Origin of the sequence: Streptosporangium sp. NPDC006930 (assembly GCF_040635605.1) — a bacterium.
In the GTDB taxonomy this organism is placed as follows: Bacteria; Actinomycetota; Actinomycetes; order Streptosporangiales; family Streptosporangiaceae; genus Streptosporangium.
Window position 1 is genome coordinate 26,978 of record NZ_JBEYID010000030.1, and the last position, 19,969, is coordinate 46,946.

A 19,969-nucleotide genomic window follows, 5' to 3' on the forward strand; every position below is an offset into this window, starting at 1 on the left:
CGCCCTTCGGCACCGTCACGAAGGCGTCGTCACCACCGGCACCGTCACCACCGGCACCGTCACCGAGAGCGCTGTCCCTTCCCCGTCCTTGCTCACGACCTTCAGTTTGCCGCCGAGCGTCTCGACACGGTCCTTGAGCCCGATGAGCCCCGACCCCTTGCCGTAGTCGGCTCCCCCGCTTCCGTTGTCGCGGACCGAGAGCCGGATGCCCGATCCGTTCATGCCCAGGGTGACGCACACCACGGAGGCGTGCGCGTGCTTCACCACGTTGGTGAGCGCCTCCGCCGCCGTGTAGTAGACGGCCGCTTCGACGCGCTCCGGCAGGCGCGGGACGGAGTCGAGTTCGAGATCGACGGGAACGGCGGAGCGGCGCGCGAGCGTCTTCAGCGCGGGCACGAGCCCGCCCTTCGAGAGAATCGCCGGGTGGATACCGCGTGAGAGCTCCTGCAGATCGTTCACGACCCCGGTCAGCCCGTGGACCGTGTGGGAGATCTGCTTCCTCAGCTCCGTCATCGACGGGGGAACGCATGACTCCATGGCGCGCAGTTCGAGCCCGAGCGAGACCAGGCGCTGCTGGGCTCCGTCGTGCAGGTCGCGCTCGATGCGGCGGCGGGTCGCGTCGGAGGCGGCGACGATCCGGGCGCGGGAGGCGGCGAGATCGGCGCGGGCCTGGGCTTTCATGATGGCCGTACCGACCAGCTCGGCGAAGTCCAGCAGGCGTTCCTCCATCTCCTCGAACTTCGTTTGCGAGGTGCTGGAGAAGATGAGCAGCCCGCCCCACAGGCTCCCGTCGACGATCACGGGAGCGCCCATCCCCGCGACGATCCCTCCCGCCTTCGACCACCTCGCGATCGCCCCGGCGCCTTTCACGTAATCGGTCCTTCGTGCCGGACGCCTCGTCTTCATCATGATGGCCGCGAGGCTCACCTCGTCGAGTGGCCACTCCGAGCCGATCGGCAGCGTCTTCTCCAAGCAGTCCTGCCGGCTCCACGAGCCCACCACCGTCACGTGGTCGGGGTCGTAGCGAGTGATCGCCGCGTGCTCCGCCTCCATGAGGGCCCCGACCTCGAAGGCGACCGCGCTGAACAGCTCCGACGAGGAGATGCCCTGCGCCGCGAGTGTCGCGACGCGCCGCAGCGCCATCTGCTCCTCCGCGATCCGGCGGAGCTTGTCACGGTTCGCCGCCAGGGCGATCCCGGTGTTCTCGCGATCACGGGCCGCCAGCAGCAGCGCCTCCAGGGAGGGCACCATCCGCTCACGCAGGCGCCATCGTATGGCCTCGGGAAGGCGGGCGGGCAGGAGCAGTGTGCCGGTCCTGACGTCGTTCTCCGTGAGCGGTATCGCCTCTCCTCCCTCATCCGCGGGCACCTCCCCGAGCCGGATCTCCGCGTTCGGCGCCTCCATCGTCTCCGCCAGCAGACGCGAGGCCGGTGGCAGCGCCGCCCGCAGATTCTCCGCGCGCAACAGGATGTGGGCCAGTCGTGTGGAAAGGTCCGCCTCGCGACGACGCTGCTCCGCCCGGATGCCCAGTGAGCGCGCCAGTACAGCGATCGCGCTGGTCGTCAGCGCGACGACGATGAAAATCGGGAGCGGGGCCCAGAGCCAGCGTGTCTCAAGCAAGAGGGTCCCCGGGGGCGGAAGGTTGAAGTAGTCGAAGGCGGCGGCGCTGGCGACCACGCTCACCAGCCCCAGCCCCAGCCCCCACTCCAGCGAGATCAGCAGAATGCCGAGAAGATAGACCCCTCCCAGGGAAATGCCCGGAGCCATGCTCTCCAGGAGAAGAGACAGCAGAACTCCCGCCGCGACACTCAGGACGACACAGATGATCCCCAACGAGAGGGGTGGACGCTTTGTGCGCAGCAACAACGACAGCAGCCGTTCCGGCATAGAGACTAAGATACTCGCATGTCAGAGAGGGGTTGACGGCTCCTGTCCGGCCGAATTCCGGTCTGGCGGCGCATAGACGGCCACCCGGAGCGACAAAGGAATAAATCCTTTGATCCAGCATGACCGTTTCTGTAACAAGAATGCGGCGAAAACCAGTGGGAAAGGAGGCGAGAACGGTGAGCGAGGACCGCATAAGAATAGCGCTGGCGGACGACGACGTGCTTTTCCGCGAGGGGATGGCGAGCCTCATGTCGCGGTCGGGCCTGGAGGTCGTCGGCCAGGCCGGGGACGCGGAGGGGGTTCTCGCCCTCGTCCGGCTGCACCGGCCCGATCTCGTCATTCTCGACATCCGAATGCCCCCGACCCACACCAACGAGGGCCTTGACGCGGCGCGGGTGATCCGCGAGGAGTTTCCCGAGACGGGGATCCTCCTGCTGTCGGCGCACATCGAGGTGGAGGAGGCGATGGAGCTTCTCGCGGCGGGGCATCGGGTCGGCTACCTGCTCAAGAGCCGGGTCACCGGCGTGGAGGACTTCGTGGAGACGCTTGAGCGCATCGCCCAGGGCGGCTCGGTCGTCGATCCGAGCCTCGTGAAGGAGCTCATCAGGTCCCATCGCCGGGACGACCCGCTGGGACTTCTCACGACGCGTGAGATGGAGGTCCTGTCCCTGATGGCCGAGGGGCGCTCCAATTCCGGCATCGCGCACAAACTCTGGATCACCGAGGGGACGGTCGAGAAGCACGTGCACAGCATCCTGTCCAGGATGCAGATCCCGGGGACGGAGGACGACCACCGCCGCGTTCTCGCCGTGCTGACCTTCCTCGACTCCCGCTGAGAGACGATCACGAGGACGTCGGCCACGAAAGCACGATGTCACCGGTGAAAATCCCCCTCCTTACCCGGCCTCCTGGAGGATCTCACGGATCGCCGCCCCGGAAAGGGCGGATTTCGAGAGGAACGCGACAGCGGGACTGCTCGCGATCATCTCCTCGAGGTCCCCTTCCTCGTATGTCGAGATCAGGATGACGTGTGGAGGGCGGCGACGACCGTCCACGAGTAGCTGGGCCACCTCGAAGCCGTTCTCCTCACCGAGATCGATGTCGACGAGCGCGACATCCGGCAGGGCGTCGTCGACCTGCCGGAGGGCCTCGTCGCTCGCTGCGGCCATGCCGACCACGGCGATCCCCTCCCCCTCGAGCAGCGCGCGGGCGGCGCAGCGGAAGTGATCGTTGTCGTCGACGATGAGACAGCGTATGGCCACGCCTCAAGGATTTCAGGGAGGCGGCTTCCTGACATTGCAGCTAGCGGGAAAATCGGATGCGGGAGTGCTTCTACGGTTCACCGGCTCCTGCCCCCTACCGGGACGTTCGGCTCCGCAAGACCCCACCTCCTGCCGGGACGCCCCCGCAAGGCCCCACCTTCTGCAGGGACGTCCGCCCTCGCAGGAGCCTCCGGCCCGCACCCGAGCGGGGTTCCCGGCAGGAGGGCATCCCGGATACCGGGCGATAATCGGGACATGCTTCCAGCCCAGCGGGCCTCCTAGATGCCGGCCGAATCCTCGCAGACCCTGGAGCGCGGCCTGCGCCTGCTGCGCCTGCTCGCCGACGGGCGGCGGGGTCACACCCCCACGGAGCTGGCGGCGGAGCTGGAGCTGAGCCGCCCGGCGGTGTACCGGCTGCTCACCAGCCTCCAGAACGAGGGCTTCGTCCGCAGGGACGGTGGCGGGCGGGTCCACCTGGGCTTCGGGGTCCTCGTCCTGGCCCGTGCGGTGCAGCCGCTGCTGCGGGAGGGCGCCCTCCCCGCCCTGCGCGGGCTGGCCGAGGAGGTGGGGGCGACCGCGCACCTCACGGTGGCCGAGGGCGACGACGGCCTCGCCGTGGCGGTGGTCGAACCCTCCTGGACGAACATGCACGTCGCCTACCGCGAGGGCTCCCGCCACCCGCTGAGCCGGGGTGCGGCGGGACTGGCCATCCTCGCCCTGCGCGAGGGCCGCACCGGCTATCTGCTCTCCGAGGGTCAGCTCCAGGAGGGGGCGAGAGGCATCGCCGCCCCGGTGGCCGGTCTCCCCTGGCTGGAGGCGTCGGTGGGCGTGGTCGCCTTCACCCGGCTCGACCCGGACACCGTGGGGCCCCGGGTCGTCGCCGCCGCCGAGGAGCTGTCCGCCTCGCTGACCTGAGGTTTCCTCACCATCGGCCAGCTAAATAATCAAATAAATAGACAAATGCGGACAAGAGCGGCACGGAACCGGCAAGATGGCAAAATAGGATCTTCCTTCCCCTGCATCAGAGAAAGAGCAGGTCGTGTCCGACGAGACCTCCCCGCACAATGCCTCCACGATCAACTCCAGCGTGGCCCACTCCGCCCGCATCTGGAACTACTGGCTCGGCGGCAAGGACAACTACGCCATCGACCGCGAAATCGGCGACCAGTTCGTCGGGATTTTTCCTGACATCGTCGATATTGCTCGCTCGTCCAGGGCATTCCTCTCCCGCGCCGTCGAGTACATGGCCGGCGAGGGCGGGATCCGTCAGTTTCTCGACATCGGCACCGGGTTGCCCACCGCCGACAACACCCACCAGGTCGCCCAGCGGGTCGCCCCGGACGCGCGCATCGTCTACGTCGACAACGACCCCATGGTGCTCACGCACGCCCGCGCCCTGCTGACGGGCACCTCCGAGGGCGCGACCGAGTACATCGACTCCGACCTGCGCGACCCCGACAGGATCCTGGAGGCCGCCGGGAACACCCTGGACTTCGACAGGCCCGTCGGGCTGATGCTGATGAACATCCTGGGTCACATCACCGACATCGAAGAGGGACGGACGATCACACGCCGCCTGCTCGCCGCCCTGCCCTCCGGCAGCTACCTGGCGGTCGCCGACGGCACCAACGTGATCCGAGGTGTGGAGTTCGAGAAGGCCATCGCCATCTGGAACGAGGCCGGCTCGGTCCCGTACACCCTCCGCAGCCCCGAGCAGATCGAGAGCTACTTCGAAGGGCTGGAACCGGTAGAACCCGGCGTGGTCTCGTGCCCGCTCTGGCGTCCGGGACCGTCGATCGTCGGCGGCCTCCGCGAGGTGGACGAGTTCTGCGCCGTGGGCCGCAAGCCCTGAGCAGGCCCTGCCCCTCAGGCCCGCCGGACCGCGTGCGACCGCGTGCGACCGCGCCACGACGGCCCTGAACCTCGGGATCACCGTGGCGCGGGCCCCCTACCGCGGACGACCTCCGGGCACCCGCGCCACAGGCGGCCCTGACACGGGGCACCCTCCACCCGGTTCCGCCGAGCCCACGGGTATGGTGAACGGCGGTGCGCCGGGAAGTCTGGTCGGCAGTGTCCGACCCGACCCCTGAAGCGGAGCTCACATGGGCAACACCTCTCCCGGCACACCTCGCCTGTTCAGCCGCGGCTCGTGGGACGAGGCCCGCCGCATCGCCGACATCCTGCGCGGGGAGACCGTCGGCGGAGCGCTGCTGCTGGTCGGCGCGGTGGCGGCGATGATCTGGGCGAACTCCCCCTGGTCGGGCGCCTACGAGGCGCTGCGCGCCATCAGGATCGGGCCCGCGGCCCTGCACCTGGATCTGACCCTCGCCACCTGGGCCGCCGACGGGCTGTTGGCGATCTTCTTCTTCGTGGCCGGGCTGGAGCTCAAACGTGAGTTCGTCGCCGGTGACCTGCGCCAAGTGCGGCGGGCGGCGGTGCCGGTCGCGGCGGCGTTCGGCGGTGTGATCGTCCCGGCCGGGCTGTATCTGCTCGTCACCCTCTCCAGCGACGCGGCCGACTACGCGGGCAAGGGCTGGGCGATCCCGACGGCCACCGACATCGCCTTCGCGCTGGCCGTGCTCGCGGTCGTCGGCCGGTTCCTGCCCACGGCGCTGCGCACCTTCCTGCTCACCCTGGCCGTGGTCGACGACCTGCTCGCCATCGCCATCATCGCGCTCTTCTACACCGCGCACCTGTCGTTGCTGCCCCTGCTGGGCATGCTGGTGCCGCTGGCGATCTTCGCCCTGCTGGTGCGGCGCCGGGTGCGTGCCTGGTGGCTGCTGCTACCGCTCGCCACCGCGACCTGGGCGCTGATGCACGCCTCGGGTGTGCACGCCACCGTCGCCGGGGTGCTGCTCGCCTTCACCGTGCCGGTCGTCCGCAGCGAGCGGGCCGGTGGCCCCAGCGCCGGCCCCGGCCTGGCCGAGCACTTCGAGCACCGCATGCGACCGATCTCGGCCGGGGTGGCCGTGCCGATTTTCGCGTTCATGTCGGCGGGGGTGGCCATCGGCGGCCTGAGCGGCCTCGCCTCCGCCCTCACCGACCCGATCGCGGTGGGCATCGTCATCGGGCTCGTGGTCGGCAAGCCCATCGGGATCATGGCCGCGACCTGGCTGGTGGCCCGCTTCACCCACGCCGACCTGGACGAGAGCCTGACCTGGGTGGACGTGGCCGGGCTCGCGATACTCGGCGGCATCGGCTTCACCGTCTCCCTCCTCATCGGGGAGCTGGCGTTCGGGGCCGGCAGCGAGAGCGACGCCCACGTCAAGGTGGCGGTCCTCACGGGCTCCCTCGTCGCGGCCCTGCTGGCGACACTCATCCTCCGCATGCGCAATCGCGTCTACCGGCGCATCCACGAGGCCGAGACCGTCGACCGTGACGGCGACGGCATCCCCGACGCCTACCAGCAGCGCCCCTGAGAGGACGCCTGCCGGCGACACCTCGGGCAGGCCGTACTCAAGATCGAACCGGCAAACGGCTTCGGGGCGCATCCGGTGGGGCCATCGGGGCGAAACCGAGATCGATCAGCGCGGCCGCGCCACGGGCGGCGTGGTCGCCGCCGACGAGCACCAGGGTCCGCGCCGACTGATAACGACAGCCGGCGGCGTCAAACGCGTCTGCCGTGGCGAGCAACCGCTCCCGGTCGTTGTCGAGCAGCGCTTGGGCCCGTTCCACAATGGCAGTGGCGACCGGGTTGCCGGCCACGACGGTCCGAGCCTCGGCCAGACGGTCGCAGGCATCGGAACTCCCGGCGAGTACGGCGGCTTCGGCACGCAGCGCCACATACCAGTGAAGCCAGATCCAGGTGACCCATTGCCATACCTCGCCGGGCTCAGGCCCCAGCCGCTCCAGCGCCTGTGGTGCCTGCCCACGGTGGAGCAGGAGCATCGCGTCGAAGACCGCCCCGTAGCCGTAGGTGTTCCCCGGTGAGGAATCGAGCTGATTCAGGACCGTGCTCCATTCGCGCCAGGCGTCCTGGTCGTCGCGTAGGCCGTGGATCATCGCCACCGCGGCCGCCGGCGGGCCGAGGACGGACCTGGCGGGGCTGCCGGCTTGCTGCCACGCGTCGAGGAACCGGACACTGCCCGTGAGTACCTCCTCGACGTTGCCCACCATCGCGTCGGCCACAAGGAGCCAGCTCGTGGCACGATGGCCGACTTCCGCCAGCAGCGGATGATCCGCGAGTCGCCGTGCCCACCGGCGGGCCCCCGGTAGGTCGCCGGTGCCGAGGCCGGCCTCGGTGACCTCACCAAGCGCCTCGATCAGCTCGTGGGTACCGGCCGGGGTATCCGGTGTGGACGAGAGCAGCATGATCCGGCGCCGGGCCGAGTCGGCGGCGGCGAACGGGTCGCCGGCCCAGCTCTGGGCGCAGGTGAGCGTATCGAGCGCGGCGGACTCGGCGAGCGGGTCACCCGTACGGCGAGCGAGTTCGACCGCTCGTTCGGCGCGTGCGATCGCCACGAGAATCGCGTTGTCGTTCATGCCCGGTGCGACACCGATCTCGGTGAGCGCCCGCCCGGCCTCGGCCAGCGCCACCGCGCCCTGGGCGGCCGGGTCGTCGCCGCCCAGCTCTCGCGCCTGGGCGATGAGCGTGATCGCCTCCTCCTGTGGCAGCTTCCGGACGAACTTTCCGGAGAACCGGTAGGCGTTGGCGGCGGCGGTCGCCAGGTCACGGGCGGCGCCGGCGGTGTCACCGGACCGGCCGGCGGCGTCCGCAGCCGCGCGGTGCAGACGGTGCATGTCATCACCGTGCATCCGGCAGCCGGCCACGGCCGCGGCGTGCCTGAGCATCGACGCCCCGGCGGCGGGGTCGTCGGCGAGCGCGGCGGCCTGCTCATAGCGTCCCTGGGACTCGCCGATCAGGTGACGGACGAAGGTCAACTCCGCCATGAACCGAGCGAGGCGGTACGCGTCCGTGCGTTGTTCCGGCCGGTCGGCCGCCCACGCCAGGGCCGCGCGTAGATCGTCCACCACCGCGTCGAACCGAGCCCGCCAGTCGGCTCGCACCACCGCCAGCTCGGCGGCCTTGGTCAGGCACCAGCGAACGTGCCGGGATCGGGCGTCGACCAGCTCACCGGCCTCGGCCAGCTGCTCCACCCCGTACTGACGGATGGTCTCCAACGCCCGGTACTTGGTCCCGCTCGGGGACCCCGTCACCACCAGCAGGCTGTGTTCGGCCAGCCGGGCCAGTCCCTCGGCGACGATGCCTTCCTCGCATCCGGCTGCCTCCGCCGCCGCGGCGGCGGTGAACGGTGCCACGAACACCGACACCTGGCGCAGCAGCGCCCGGTCGGCCGGTTCCAGCAAAGCATGGCTCCAGTCCAGCGCCCCCCGCACCGAACGGTGCCGCTCATCGGCACGGGAGCCGCCGGTCAGCATCCGCAGCGGATGGGACAGGGCCGCGTTGATGCCGTCCAGCCCGAGCGTGGAACACCGGGCGGCGGCCAGTTCGATCGCCAGCGCCATCCCATCCAGCCGCTCACAGATCGAGGCGATCTGATCGCGCAGTGCGGGATCCGGCGACCGGCCCACCGCCGCCGCCCGCTCCCTGAACAGTGCGACCGCGTCGGACTCACCGTCGACGGACAGCGACAGCGGCGGGACCGGATACACCCGTTCGAACGGCACCATCAGCCGTGCCTGGCTGGTCGCCAGCACCGTCACCCGAGGGCACGTCGCCAGCAGCCGCTCGAGAAACAGCGTCACCCCGTCCACCACGTGCTCGCAGTTGTCCAGCACCAGCAGCGCATGGCGGTCGGCCAGCGCGGCGAGCACGGATTCGGTCATGTCGCGGCCGGGCTGCTCACCGAGGCCGAGCGCCCCGGCGACCGCCGTGGCGATCAGATCCGGATCGGTGACCGGAACCAGGTCGACGAACCACACCCCGTCGGCGTACTCGCCGGCTGCTTCCGCGGCCACCGCCAACGCCAGCCGCGTCTTGCCAACTCCGCCGGAACCGACCGCGGTCACCTGACGGTGTGCCTTGATCAGCTCGGCCAGCTCGGCCCGCTCGCTCACCCGGCCGACGAACGAGGTCAGCGGGGCCGGCAGAACCGGTGCAGGGTGAGAGGGGCCGACGCCGATCGGCTCGGACGCGCGGCGGGCGAGCGCCCGCCGATCCGGCACCTCCAGCTTGCGCAGCAGCGAGGAGACGTGACTCTCCACGGTACGCACCGAGATGTGCAGCCGTGCCCCGATCTCGGCGTTGCTGAGATGGGCCCCGACCAGTTCCAACACTTCGGCTTCCCGGGGCGATATGTCCGTTGCCGCAATCACTGTCACATATTGCCGCATCCCCTCCGTGCTCTCATCCGTAGTGGCCACTGGGCGCGATCCGTGCCGTCGGTCCGTGGACGGTTCCGTGGTCGCCACGGATGCCGGCCCGGCAGGCCGGAAGCAAAGCTGTGAACACGCGAACAGCGGGTCGATGAGGCCCACAACCACAGGAGTGACCATGACCGGCTCTTTCGCCCGGGGAATCAAGACCGTGCTGCACCCGGTGTCCGACCTGGCCAAGGCCAAGGCGGTGTATGCGGCCCTGCTCGGTGTCCCGCCTCAGGTTGACTCGTCCTACTACGTCGGCTTCGAGGTTGAGGGCCAGCACATCGGGCTGGTGCCGGGCGGTGGACCGCAGGGCATGACCTCGCCGGTGGCCTACTGGCACGTGCCGGACATCGAAGCGAAGCTGGCCGAGGTGATCGCCGCGGGGGCCACCGTCCAGGAGGCCGCGCACGAGGTCGGCGGCGGACGCCTGGTGGCCACCGTCATCGACCCCGACGGCAATGTCCTGGGGCTTCTGCAGGACCGTTGATCGCCGCCCACCCCTGACGCGTCCGCCGCTCGGCGGCGCCGACGGGTTCGTGTGGGAGATCGCATCCGTCTGAGGCGGGCGGCGAGACGACCTCGACGGCGTCATCACGACAAAGGACCACAAGGTCCCTTCTCAAGATCCCGAAAATCAAGATCCTCAAGGAGAAGATCCGCCATGAGCAGCACCGAAAGCAGCACGTACGAGGGATTCACGGCCGAGGAGCGGGCCGCGATGAAGGACCATGCCCAAGAGCGGAAGAACGCGGCGCGCCGCAGCTCACGCGCGGACAAGGCGGCGCAGGACCAGCGGGACGTGCTCGCGAAGATCGCCGAAATGCAGGAATCGGACCGGATCCTGGCCCAGCGCGTCCATGCCGTCATCACCGCCGACGCCCCGGCCCTCGCGCCGAAGCTCTGGTACGGGATGCCCGCCTACGCGCTGAACGGCAAAATCGTGTGCCACTTCCAGAGCGCGGCCAAGTTCAGGACACGCTACGCGACGCTCGGGTTCAGCGACCAGGCGAACCTGGACGACGGCACGATGTGGGCTGCCGGTTTCGCCCTGACCGAGGTGACGGCCGAGGTGGAGGCGCGGATCAGCGCGCTGGTGAAGCAGGCGGTGAGCTGAGGCGCGCCTGGGAATGTGCGCACCGAATTACGCCAAGTCGGGTCATACGTCACTTCGCTCGAATGGCGTCGCCTCGCGTACGTCACCGGGGCGGCGCCGACGGAGGTGAGATTCCCTCCACGGGACGAACACCCTCGGACGATGTTTGACATCTACCATCCCCCTGACAGATGGTTGTTCGTATAAAGGACGTATGCGTCCTATAAACGGACAGAGCTGGGAGAAGTGGATGCCGTACTACCGGGTCGTAGGGGAGATCCCCCGCAAGCGGCACGTGCAGTTCCGGCGGCCCGACGGCGGGCTGTACGCCGAGGAGCTGATGGGCGAGGAGGGGTTCTCCAGCGACTCGTCGCTGCTCTACCACCGCCACCTCCCCACGGCGATCGTCAAGGCCGAGGCCGTCGAGCCCGACGAGTCGAGAAACCTCACCCCCAACGTGCCGCTCTCCCCCCGCCACCTGCGTACCCAGGACCTCAAGCCCCAGGGCGACCTCGTCTCCGGACGCGGGTTGATCGCCGGGAACGCCGACGTCCGCATGTCGTACGCCGCGAGCGAGGAACCCAGCGGGCTCTACCGCAACTCCATGGGCGACGAGTGCGTCTACATCGCGAGCGGGCAGGTCAGGTTCGAGTCGACGTACGGGGCGATCGAGGCCGGGGAGGGTGACTACGTCGTCGTCCCCACCGGGACGATCCACCGGTGGGTGCCGAGGGGTCGCGTCACGGCGTTCACCATCGAGGCGGCCGGCCACATCCGGCCGCCCAAGCGCTACCTGTCCAAATACGGCCAGTTTCTGGAGCACGCCCCCTACTCCGAGCGCGACCTGCGCACCCCGCAGGAGCCCCTGATCGCCGAGGGTGAGGAGGTGCCGGTGCTCGTCCGCACGCGCGGCGGGCTCACCCGGCTGGTCTACCGCGACCACCCGTTCGACGTGGTCGGCTGGGACGGCTGCCTCTACCCGTACGCGTTCAACATCAACGACTTCGAGCCGATCGTGAAGCGCACCCACGCCCCGCCGCCGGTGCACCAGACCTTCGAGGGTCCCAACTTCGTGATCTGCTCGTTCTGCCCACGGCCGCTCGACTTCCACCCCGACGCGATCCCGATCCCGTACAACCACCACAACGTCGACTCCGACGAGCTGATGTTCTACGCGGGCGGCGACTACACGGCGCGCAGGGGATCGGGCATCGACGTCGGCTCGGTCTCCCTGCACCCGGCGGGATTCACGCACGGCCCGCAGCCGGGCGCCGTCGAAGCCGTCATCGAGGCGGTCCGGCAGGGCCACACGCAGACGAGCGAACTGGCCGTGATGGTCGACACCTTCCGCCCCCTCGACCTTGGTCCCGCCGGGCTCTCCGTGGAGGACCCCGCCTACGCGTGGACGTGGGCCCGTTGACGAACGCGGACCCGGACCCGCCTCCGGACGCGGCCCGAGGCCGGGACACGAACGCGGGCGCGCCCCCGGACGTGACCACGAACACGGATACGGTCTCCGGCCCGAGCGCGACCTCCGACCCGCCACGGGGTAGGGGCAGAACCATGAGCGTAGACGCGAGCACGGGTACGGGAACGGGCGCCGGCGTGGACGGCACGGGCGTGAGCGGTACGGGTGTAGACGGCACGGACGTGAGCGGCACAGATGTGGACGGCGCGGGTGTGAGCGGTGTGGGCATGGGAACGGCGGCGCTCTTCCGGGAGCTCGTCGACGACGCGGGGCTGTTCCCGCCGACCGGGCTGCCGATGGCGGAGGCACTGGAACGCCACAGGAACGACCTGGCGGGCAACGACCCGGTGCTCACCCACCGTTTCCTCTGCCCGACCGGACGCCTGGGGGAGCTCCGCGACCACCTCACCTTTCCCATCCGGCTCGGTCTGATCCTCGACACCCCCGACATACCTCCGTTGGAGGACGTCGCCGTCGAGCTGGTCGAGGTGCGGCAGGCGCCGGGCGAGACCCCCGGGGCGGTGTGGGAGCGACTGGCCGGACGGCTGCCCGGCGACGCCCGGCTGTTCGTCGAGGTGTCCGCCGGCGACCATGCCCTCCTGGCCTCCCTGACCTCCCTGCCGCGCGACGGCGAGGGCCCCGGTCTGAAGTTCCGCTGCGGCGGGCTGACCGCGGGCGCCTTTCCCAGCGCCGCGGACCTGGGCGCCCTCATCGCGCACTGCGCGAGGCACGGCGTGCCGTTCAAGGCGACCGCGGGGTTGCACAACGCGGTCCGCCACTTTGATCCCGCGCTCGGCGTCGACCGGCACGGATTCCTCAACCTGGTCCTCGCGGTCTGCGCGGCCGTGGAGGACCGCGACCCGGTGCCGGTGCTGAAGCTCACCGACGTCGGCGAGCTGGTACGGCTGGCACAGGCCGTGCCCGACGACACCTCGGCGCGCGCCAGGGAGCTGCTGGTGTCGTACGGGTCGTGCGACACGCACACCCCGATCGAGGACCTGGTCGCCCTGGGCCTGATCACCCGGCGCCCGCCCGCCCCCGCCGGCACGGCGCCCCACAACACCACCGCCGGCACCGGCACGGCCGTCCCCGGAACGGCCGTGCCCGATACAGCGAACACCGGCAGAGCGACCCACGATGGGACCGCCTCCGGCACAACAGAGGAGAGCGTGTGATGGCTTGGGGCCTGGAGAACCTGCCCTACGGAGTCTTCTCCCGTCACGAGGGAGAGACCCCTCGCGTCGGCGTCCGGTACGGAGACCACGTGGTCGACCTGGCCGGGGCCCTGCACGACGAGGTGTTCGCCACCGGATCGCTCAACGCCTTCATGTCCAGGGGCCCGGCCGCGTGGCGGGACACCCGGACCCTGATCCAGAACAAGCTGAGCACCGACCACGTGGTGGTGGAGCCGCACCTCATCCCCCTCGACCAGGTCACCCTGCACCTGCCGATCGAGGTGGCCGACTACGTCGACTTCTACTGCTCGCTGGAGCACGCCTCCAACCTGGGCCGGATGTTCCGCCCCGACGAGGAACCGCTCAAGCCGAACTGGCGTCACCTGCCGGTCGGCTACCACGGCAGAGCGGGGACGGTCGTGGTGTCCGGCACCCCGGTCACCCGGCCTTCCGGGCAGCGTGGCGCGGGGGTCTTCGGCCCCTCCGCCAAGCTGGACATCGAGGCGGAGCTGGGATTCGTCGTCGGCACGCCGACCGCCCTCGGCGAGCGGGCGGGGCGGTTCGAGGACCACGTGTTCGGCGTGACCCTGGTCAACGACTGGAGCGCCCGCGACATCCAGGCGTGGGAGTACGTCCCGCTGGGCCCGTTCCTCGGCAAGTCCTTCGCCACCTCGATGTCTCCGTGGATCACCCCGCTCGCGGCCCTGTCGGAGGCGCGTGTCGAGGGCAGGCTGCAGGATCCCGAGCCGCTCGACTACCTGCGCCGCGAGGAGCCGTGGGGACTCGACCTGCGGATGGAGGTCTCCGTGAACGGCGAGGTCGTCTCCCGGCCCCCGTACCGGGACATGTACTGGACGCCCGACCAGATGCTCGCCCACATGACCGTCAACGGCGCCGCCCTGCGCACCGGCGATCTCTACGCGAGCGGTACGGTCTCCGGCTCCGGGCCGGGCGAGCGCGGCTCGCTGATCGAGCTGACCTGGAACGGGACCGAGCCGCTGAAGCTGCCCGACGGCCCCGACGGCTCCGCCAGGACCTTCCTGGAGGACGGGGACACCGTCACGATCACCGCGACCGCTCCGGGACCCGACGGAACCGTCATCGCTCTGGGTGAGGTTTCCGGAAGGATCGAGCCCGCGCGGTAACCCGGCGATTCGGGGGAAGGGATGAGCCGAGGCCCCCGCACTCGGCGCTCGAAATCGGCGGCCGACGGGGAGAACCGGGTCTGTCAGCGACCCGGTGAAAAGCATACGGTGAGCAAAGGAACCTACCTGACGTCCGGAACGTTGTACAAGTAGGACAGGAGGGTCGGAGCATGGAGTATTGGGTCATCTGGTTGATCTTGGCTGTGGCGCTTGGTGTCGCAGAGATACTCACCTTGACCACCGCTCTCGGCCTGCTCGGGGGCGCCGCCCTCATCACCTCCATCGCCGCCGCGCTGGGGCTGCCGATCCCGCTCCAACTCGTGGTGTTCGTCGCCTCCATGGCCGCCGGAGTGACCATGGTCCGCCCCGTCGCCCAGCGCCACATCGCCAAGCTGCAACCCCGGAGCCAGCGGTTCGGGATCCAGGCGATGGTGGGCAAGTCCGCCTACGTCCTGCGCGAGGTGACCGGCAGGGACGGCCTGGTGCGGATCGGCGGCGAGGAGTGGTCCGCCAGGGCCTACGACGAGACTCTGGTGATCCCCACCGGCGCGACCGTCGACGTCATCGAGATCGAAGGCGCGACCGCACTCGTGTATCCACGAGAGTGACGCCACGGCCCCTCTGCCCATCCAGCCAGACCGCGGGAGTGCCGCCATAAATAAATCCACGTCGGGAGTGACGCCATGGATCCTCTACTCGTAGCCGGACTGCTCATCGCTCTGTTGGCGGTGTTCACCGTGATCCGTTCGGTGCGCATCGTCCCCCAGGCGCGAGCCCGCAACGTGGAACGACTCGGCCGCTATCACAGCACGCTGAAGCCAGGCCTGAACTTCGTGATCCCGTACATCGACCGGGTCTATCCGATGATCGACCTGCGTGAGCAGGTCGTCTCCTTCAGGCCCCAGCCGGTGATCACCGAGGACAACCTGGTCGTCGAGATCGACACCGTCCTGTACTTCCAGGTCACCGACCCCCGGGCCGCCGCGTACGAGATCGCCAACTACATCCAGGCCGTGGAGCAGCTCACGGTCACCACGCTGCGTAACGTCGTCGGCTCGCTCGACCTGGAGATGACGCTCACCTCGCGTGACACGATCAACAGCCAGTTGCGCGGAGTGCTCGACGAGGCGACCGGCAAGTGGGGCATCCGGGTCAACCGGGTGGAGATCAAGGCCATCGACCCGCCGAAGAGCATCAAGGAGGCGATGGAGAAGCAGATGCGCGCCGAGCGGGACAAGCGCGCCGCGATCCTCAACGCCGAAGGCCAGCGGCAGTCGCAGATCCTGACCGCCGAGGGTGACAAGCAGAGCGCGATCCTGCGGGCCGAGGGTGACCGGAGCGCCGCGATCCTCAAGGCCGAGGGTCAGTCGCAGGCCATCGACGAGGTCTTCCAGGCCGTGCACCGCAACGACCCCGACCCCAAGCTGCTGGCGTACCAGTATCTGCAGGTCCTGCCCGAGCTGGCCAACGGCCCGAACAACACGTTCTGGGTGATTCCCAGCGAGGTCACCTCCGCCATCCAGGGCGTCTCCAAGGCGTTCACCGAGGCGCTGCCGCAGTCGTCGGCCGTCCGCGAGACCCCCAGGGTGAACGAGGCGGCGGCCGAGGAGAGGAAGCAGGCCGAGCAGGCGGCCGCCGACGCGGTCGCCGAGGCCGCCGAGACCGATCTCGGTCCCCGCCAGCTCAACGCGCCCCCGGCGTCCCCTCCCGGCAACGGCCTCCTCGGAGCGGAGACGGAGTCGCAGCAGGAGCGTCACCTTCAGGGGGAGCACCGCCCCTGACCCCGGAGGGTTTCTCTTCCTGGTCCTCCCGCCCGGCGATCCGGGCGGGAGGACCTTTTTTCATGACCGAAGCTCACAGGACACCGATCACTTGGTGATTCGCCCTGTGTTCATCGGCGCGGGCATCCGCGCCCGGCATCGGGTCGTCGCAGCCGGCGCTCGCCTGATCAAGGGCTGATGGGACCACCTGACCGGTGCTCCAGCCGAGATCTCGCGGTCGGGGTCGTTTGTCCGGCCGGTTCAGGGAGAAATGTCTGGGTATCCCTCCAGGTCCCGGGACCCGGGCGTGAAGCAACGCTGTGGGCGGGGTTAAGAAAACCGCGATGGACACCCCCGAAGGCGACCGGGCACAGTGCGTATGGTCGAAACCGAGGGGGAATCCGCGATGAAGGCACTGGTCAAGGAGAGGGCCGAGCCCGGTCTGTGGCTGATCGACATACCGGAGCCGTCCGTCGGGCCCGGCGAGGTGCTGATCAAGGTGTTGCGCACCGGGATCTGCGGCACGGACCTGCACATCCGGAGTTTCGACGCGTGGGCCCGGCAGACGCTGCGCACGCCGATCGTCGTCGGCCACGAGTTCTGCGGCGAGGTCGTCGAGGTGGCGCCGGGCGTGGAGGACATCATCCGCGGTGACCTGGTGAGCGGCGAGGGGCACCTGGTCTGCGGCAAGTGCCGCAACTGCATGGCCGGTCGGCGGCACCTGTGCCGCAGCACGGTCGGACTGGGGGTGAACCGCGACGGCGCCTTCGCCGAGTACCTCACCCTCCCCGCCTCCAACGTCTGGGTGCACCGGGTCCCGGTCGACCTCGACGTGGCCGCGATCTTCGACCCGTTCGGCAACGCGGTGCACACCGCCCTCACGTTCCCGATGGTCGGCGAGGACGTGCTGGTCTCCGGCGCCGGGCCGATCGGGCTGATGGCCGCCGCGGTCGCCACCCACGTGGGCGCCCGCAACGTGGTCATCACCGACGTCAGCCCCGAGCGGCTGGAGCTGGCCCGCAAACTCGGGGTCACCCTCGCCCTGAACGTCGCCGAGACCTCCGTACGGGAGGGCATGGACGGGCTGGGCATGCGCGAGGGCTTCGACGTGGGCCTGGAGATGTCCGGCAACCCGAAGGCGCTCCGCGACATGATCGCCTCCATGTCGCACGGCGGGAAGATCGCCATGCTCGGCCTGCCCGCCGAGGAGTTCGCCGTCGACTTCGCGACGGTCGTGACCTCGATGCTCACCATCAAGGGCATCTACGGCCGGGAGATGTACGAGACGTGGTACGCCATGTCCGTACTCCTGGAGAAGGGCCTCGACCTCACCCCCGTGATCACCGACCGCTTCTCCTACCGCGACTTCGACGCGGCCTTCGACGCCGCCGCCGGAGGCAGGACCGGAAAGGTCATCCTGGATTGGACGGCCTGATGCCCGGCCCCCTGCCGCGACCCCGGCGAGACCACCTCGGATTGGACACCCTGATGTCCGGCCCTCCCTTCGGCGGAACCGGAAAGATCACCTCGGATTGGACGGCCTGATGTTCGACAACCTGCGCGACGACTTCCGTACGACCCTGAACGAGATCGCAGAAGCCGGGCTGCTCAAGCCCGAACGGGTCATCACCACCCCGCAGCGCGCCGACATCGCCGTGGCCGGCGGCGGTGAGGTGCTGAACTTCTGCGCCAACAACTACCTGGGCCTGGCCGACCATCCCGAGGTGGTCGCCGCCGCCAAGGAGGCCCTCGACCGCTGGGGCTTCGGCATGGCGTCCGTCCGCTTCATCTGCGGCACCCAGGAGGTGCACAAGGAGCTGGAGGCGCGGCTTTCGGACTTCCTCGGCCAGGAGGACACCGTCCTGTACAGCTCGTGCTTCGACGCCAACGGCGGCGTGTTCGAGACCCTGCTCGACGACCGGGACGCGGTGATCTCCGACGCGCTCAACCACGCGAGCGTCATCGACGGCATCCGCCTGTCCAAGGCCCGGCGCCTGCGCTACGCCAACCGTGACATGACCGAGCTGGAGGCGCGGCTCAAGGAGTCCGCCGACGCCCGGCGCAGGCTGATCGTCACCGACGGCGTCTTCTCCATGGACGGCTACGTCGCGCCGCTGGACGAGATCTGCGACCTGGCGGAGCGGTACGGGGCGATGGTGATGGTCGACGACTCGCACGCCGTCGGTTTCGTCGGGGACAGCGGCGGGGGCACCCCCGAGCTGCACGGCGTACGGGACAGGGTCGACATCCTCACCGGCACGCTCGGCAAGGCGCTCGGCGGGGCGAGCGGCGGCTACGTGGCGGCGCGCAGGGAGATCTGCGAGCTGCTCCGCCAGCGCTCGCGCCCCTACCTGTTCTCCAACTCCCTCGCCCCGGTGATCGCCGCCGCCTCGCTGCGCGTCCTCGACCTGATCAGCGGCTCGGACGAGGCACGGACGCGGCTGCGCGCCAACACCGAGCGGTTCCGCATCGGCATGATCGAGGCCGGGTTCGACATCCTGCCCGGTGACCACCCCATCGTCCCGGTGATGATCGGCGACGCCGCCGAGGCCGCCGCGATGGCCGAACGCCTGCTGGAGCTGGGCGTCTACGTGATCGGCTTCTCCTACCCCGTCGTCCCGAAGGGCGAGGCCCGCATCCGGGTCCAGCTCTCGGCGGCCCACTCGTCCGAGGACGTCGACCGCGCGCTGGAGGCCTTCGCCACCGCCCGCGGCTGAACGGCGTTCGCCCACGAACGAACCCTTTTGCGGCCGAACGCCGGCTCAGCCCGCTGGCAGGCACCTCCAAAAGAGCATTTGTCGTAGTCAGCGAGTGACCTCGGCGAGAATAAAGAGGTGATAGACACGCGGCGGCTCAGGACCCTGCGTGCGGTGGCCGACCACCGCACGGTCACCGCGGCCGCCGCCGCGCTGCACCTCACCCCCTCGGCGGTCTCCCAACAGCTCGCCGCCCTGGAGCACGAGGTCGGCCACCGGCTGCTCGACCGCGACGGCCGGGGGGTACGGCTCACCGCCGTCGGGCGCATCCTCCTCGACCACGCCAACGAGATCCTCGCCCAGCTGGAACGGACGGAAGCCGACATCGCCGCCTACACGGCCGGTACGGCGGGTGAGGTGAAGGTGGCCTCCTTCGCCACCGCGATCGGGCTCGTCGTGGCTCCCGCGGTCGGCGCCCTGCGGGACAAGGAGCCCGGCATCCGGGTGCGTGTCCTGGACGCCGAGGGCGACCAGAGCCTCACCATGGTCCTGGACGGCGCAGTGGACGCCGCCGTGGCCGTGGAGTATCGCGGAGCTCCCGCCGAGGACGACCGGCGGCTGTCGCGCATCCCGCTCTACTCCGAGCCGTTCGACCTGGTGCTCCCCCGGGGCCACCGCCTCTCCGGGAGCGAGGTGACGGTCGCGGACCTGTCGGGCGAGACGTGGATCGGCCCCTACCCCGGCAATCCCTGTCACGACGTGATCGCGCTGGCCTGCGAGCACGCGGGTTTCACCCCCGAGTTCGCCCACTCCTCCGACGACTTCAGCGCGGTGGTCGCGCTCGCCGCCGCCGGGGCCGGGGTGGCGATGGTGCCCCGGCTGGCCCTGCGCGGCACCGACCCGTCCGGCGTGGTGATCCGCCCGGTGCCCGGCCCGGAACGCCGCGTCTTCACCGCCGTACGCCGAGGCGCGGAACGACACCCCCTGCTCGTCCCCCTGCTGAACGCCCTCCAGGACGCTGCGACGACACTGCACAGGACTCCATACCAGTGACGCGGACGCTCGTCGCGACCGAGGGCATCTTCGGTATGTACGAGGCAGCGAGGTGACCGTCGTCCTCGCCTTCGGGTTTCGGAGGTTTCGGAGGTTTCGGAGGTGA

Annotated in this window: 17 protein-coding genes; 14 read left to right on the forward strand and 3 right to left on the reverse strand. The window is 69.8% G+C overall.

Translation table 11 applies throughout. The features are described from left to right. Positions 1-15: 15 nt before the first annotated feature. Positions 16-1,887 carry a DUF4118 domain-containing protein gene (locus tag ABZ664_RS35615; RefSeq protein ID WP_362520462.1) on the reverse strand — a complete coding sequence of 624 codons (1,872 nt, stop codon included), beginning with the start codon at positions 1,885-1,887 and terminating at the stop codon, positions 16-18. Positions 1,888-2,063: 176 nt separating this feature from the next. On the opposite strand from ABZ664_RS35615, the gene ABZ664_RS35620 reads away from it, so the two are divergent. After that, positions 2,064-2,723, forward strand: coding sequence for a response regulator transcription factor (locus ABZ664_RS35620; protein WP_362520466.1), 660 nt, complete (start codon positions 2,064-2,066; stop codon positions 2,721-2,723). A gap of 60 nt (positions 2,724-2,783) precedes the next feature. Here ABZ664_RS35620 and ABZ664_RS35625 read toward each other — a convergent pair whose 3' ends face one another. Next, the gene (locus ABZ664_RS35625) at positions 2,784-3,149 is read right to left on the reverse strand and encodes a response regulator (RefSeq protein WP_362520469.1); all 366 of its coding nucleotides are present in this window, start codon (positions 3,147-3,149) and stop codon (positions 2,784-2,786) included. A 282-nt stretch (positions 3,150-3,431) separates the two neighbouring features. On the opposite strand from ABZ664_RS35625, the gene ABZ664_RS35630 reads away from it, so the two are divergent. From ABZ664_RS35630 to nhaA, 3 genes are all read left to right on the forward strand, one after another. After that, positions 3,432-4,064 carry a helix-turn-helix domain-containing protein gene (locus ABZ664_RS35630; RefSeq protein ID WP_362520472.1) on the forward strand — a complete coding sequence of 211 codons (633 nt, stop codon included), beginning with the start codon at positions 3,432-3,434 and terminating at the stop codon, positions 4,062-4,064. 124 nt (positions 4,065-4,188) lie between these two features. Next, a complete protein-coding gene (locus ABZ664_RS35635; RefSeq protein ID WP_362520475.1) occupies positions 4,189-5,001 on the forward strand; it encodes an SAM-dependent methyltransferase in 813 nt (270 codons plus the stop codon). A 250-nt stretch (positions 5,002-5,251) separates the two neighbouring features. After that, positions 5,252-6,568 (forward strand): Na+/H+ antiporter NhaA, encoded by a 1,317-nt coding sequence (gene nhaA / locus ABZ664_RS35640; RefSeq protein WP_362520478.1) that lies wholly within the window; start codon positions 5,252-5,254, stop codon positions 6,566-6,568. Between the two features lie 37 nt (positions 6,569-6,605). On the opposite strand, the gene ABZ664_RS35645 is transcribed toward nhaA, so the two are convergent. Then, positions 6,606-9,443 carry a LuxR C-terminal-related transcriptional regulator gene (locus ABZ664_RS35645; RefSeq protein ID WP_362520481.1) on the reverse strand — a complete coding sequence of 946 codons (2,838 nt, stop codon included), beginning with the start codon at positions 9,441-9,443 and terminating at the stop codon, positions 6,606-6,608. Positions 9,444-9,603: 160 nt separating this feature from the next. Between ABZ664_RS35645 and ABZ664_RS35650 the strand changes: the two genes are divergently transcribed. From ABZ664_RS35650 to ABZ664_RS35695, 10 genes are all read left to right on the forward strand, one after another. Beyond that, entirely contained in the window at positions 9,604-9,960 is a 357-nt protein-coding gene (locus tag ABZ664_RS35650; RefSeq protein WP_362520484.1) for a VOC family protein, read from the forward strand. 174 nt (positions 9,961-10,134) lie between these two features. After that, a complete protein-coding gene (locus ABZ664_RS35655) occupies positions 10,135-10,587 on the forward strand; it encodes a DUF1801 domain-containing protein (protein ID WP_362520487.1) in 453 nt (150 codons plus the stop codon). A 229-nt stretch (positions 10,588-10,816) separates the two neighbouring features. Continuing rightward, entirely contained in the window at positions 10,817-11,986 is a 1,170-nt protein-coding gene (locus tag ABZ664_RS35660; protein WP_362520662.1) for a homogentisate 1,2-dioxygenase domain-containing protein, read from the forward strand. Between the two features lie 143 nt (positions 11,987-12,129). After that, positions 12,130-13,209 (forward strand): hypothetical protein, encoded by a 1,080-nt coding sequence (locus ABZ664_RS35665; protein ID WP_362520490.1) that lies wholly within the window; start codon positions 12,130-12,132, stop codon positions 13,207-13,209. Next, a complete protein-coding gene (gene fahA, locus ABZ664_RS35670; RefSeq protein ID WP_362520493.1) occupies positions 13,209-14,354 on the forward strand; it encodes a fumarylacetoacetase in 1,146 nt (381 codons plus the stop codon). Before ABZ664_RS35665 ends, fahA begins: the two co-directional genes overlap by 1 nt. 170 nt (positions 14,355-14,524) lie before the next feature. Then, a complete protein-coding gene (locus tag ABZ664_RS35675) occupies positions 14,525-14,962 on the forward strand; it encodes an NfeD family protein (protein ID WP_362520496.1) in 438 nt (145 codons plus the stop codon). 75 nt (positions 14,963-15,037) lie between these two features. Then, positions 15,038-16,135 carry an SPFH domain-containing protein gene (locus ABZ664_RS35680; RefSeq protein ID WP_362520501.1) on the forward strand — a complete coding sequence of 366 codons (1,098 nt, stop codon included), beginning with the start codon at positions 15,038-15,040 and terminating at the stop codon, positions 16,133-16,135. Between the two features lie 385 nt (positions 16,136-16,520). Further along, a complete protein-coding gene (gene tdh / locus ABZ664_RS35685) occupies positions 16,521-17,549 on the forward strand; it encodes an L-threonine 3-dehydrogenase (protein WP_362520504.1) in 1,029 nt (342 codons plus the stop codon). Positions 17,550-17,658: 109 nt separating this feature from the next. Continuing rightward, the gene (locus ABZ664_RS35690) at positions 17,659-18,831 is read left to right on the forward strand and encodes a glycine C-acetyltransferase (RefSeq protein WP_362520509.1); all 1,173 of its coding nucleotides are present in this window, start codon (positions 17,659-17,661) and stop codon (positions 18,829-18,831) included. A 117-nt stretch (positions 18,832-18,948) separates the two neighbouring features. Continuing rightward, positions 18,949-19,863: a LysR family transcriptional regulator gene (locus ABZ664_RS35695; protein ID WP_362520513.1), complete on the forward strand. Its 915-nt coding sequence runs from the start codon at positions 18,949-18,951 to the stop codon at positions 19,861-19,863. The last annotated feature ends 106 nt before the right edge of the window (positions 19,864-19,969 follow it).

Bases quoted from the DNA above. Each gene is read 5' to 3' on its own strand.
- nhaA (WP_362520478.1), top strand. From the start codon at position 5,252: ATGGGCAACACCTCTCCCGGCACACCTCGCCTGTTCAGCCGCGGCTCG.
- ABZ664_RS35645 (WP_362520481.1), bottom strand. From the start codon at position 9,443: ATGCGGCAATATGTGACAGTGATTGCGGCAACGGACATATCGCCCCGG.
- fahA (WP_362520493.1), top strand. From the start codon at position 13,209: ATGGCTTGGGGCCTGGAGAACCTGCCCTACGGAGTCTTCTCCCGTCAC.
- ABZ664_RS35680 (WP_362520501.1), top strand. From the start codon at position 15,038: ATGGATCCTCTACTCGTAGCCGGACTGCTCATCGCTCTGTTGGCGGTG.
- ABZ664_RS35615 (WP_362520462.1), bottom strand. From the start codon at position 1,887: ATGCCGGAACGGCTGCTGTCGTTGTTGCTGCGCACAAAGCGTCCACCC.
- ABZ664_RS35675 (WP_362520496.1), top strand. From the start codon at position 14,525: ATGGAGTATTGGGTCATCTGGTTGATCTTGGCTGTGGCGCTTGGTGTC.
- ABZ664_RS35630 (WP_362520472.1), top strand. From the start codon at position 3,432: ATGCCGGCCGAATCCTCGCAGACCCTGGAGCGCGGCCTGCGCCTGCTG.
- ABZ664_RS35660 (WP_362520662.1), top strand. From the start codon at position 10,817: ATGCCGTACTACCGGGTCGTAGGGGAGATCCCCCGCAAGCGGCACGTG.
- ABZ664_RS35665 (WP_362520490.1), top strand. From the start codon at position 12,130: ATGAGCGTAGACGCGAGCACGGGTACGGGAACGGGCGCCGGCGTGGAC.
- tdh (WP_362520504.1), top strand. From the start codon at position 16,521: ATGAAGGCACTGGTCAAGGAGAGGGCCGAGCCCGGTCTGTGGCTGATC.
- ABZ664_RS35650 (WP_362520484.1), top strand. From the start codon at position 9,604: ATGACCGGCTCTTTCGCCCGGGGAATCAAGACCGTGCTGCACCCGGTG.
- ABZ664_RS35690 (WP_362520509.1), top strand. From the start codon at position 17,659: ATGTTCGACAACCTGCGCGACGACTTCCGTACGACCCTGAACGAGATC.
- ABZ664_RS35655 (WP_362520487.1), top strand. From the start codon at position 10,135: ATGAGCAGCACCGAAAGCAGCACGTACGAGGGATTCACGGCCGAGGAG.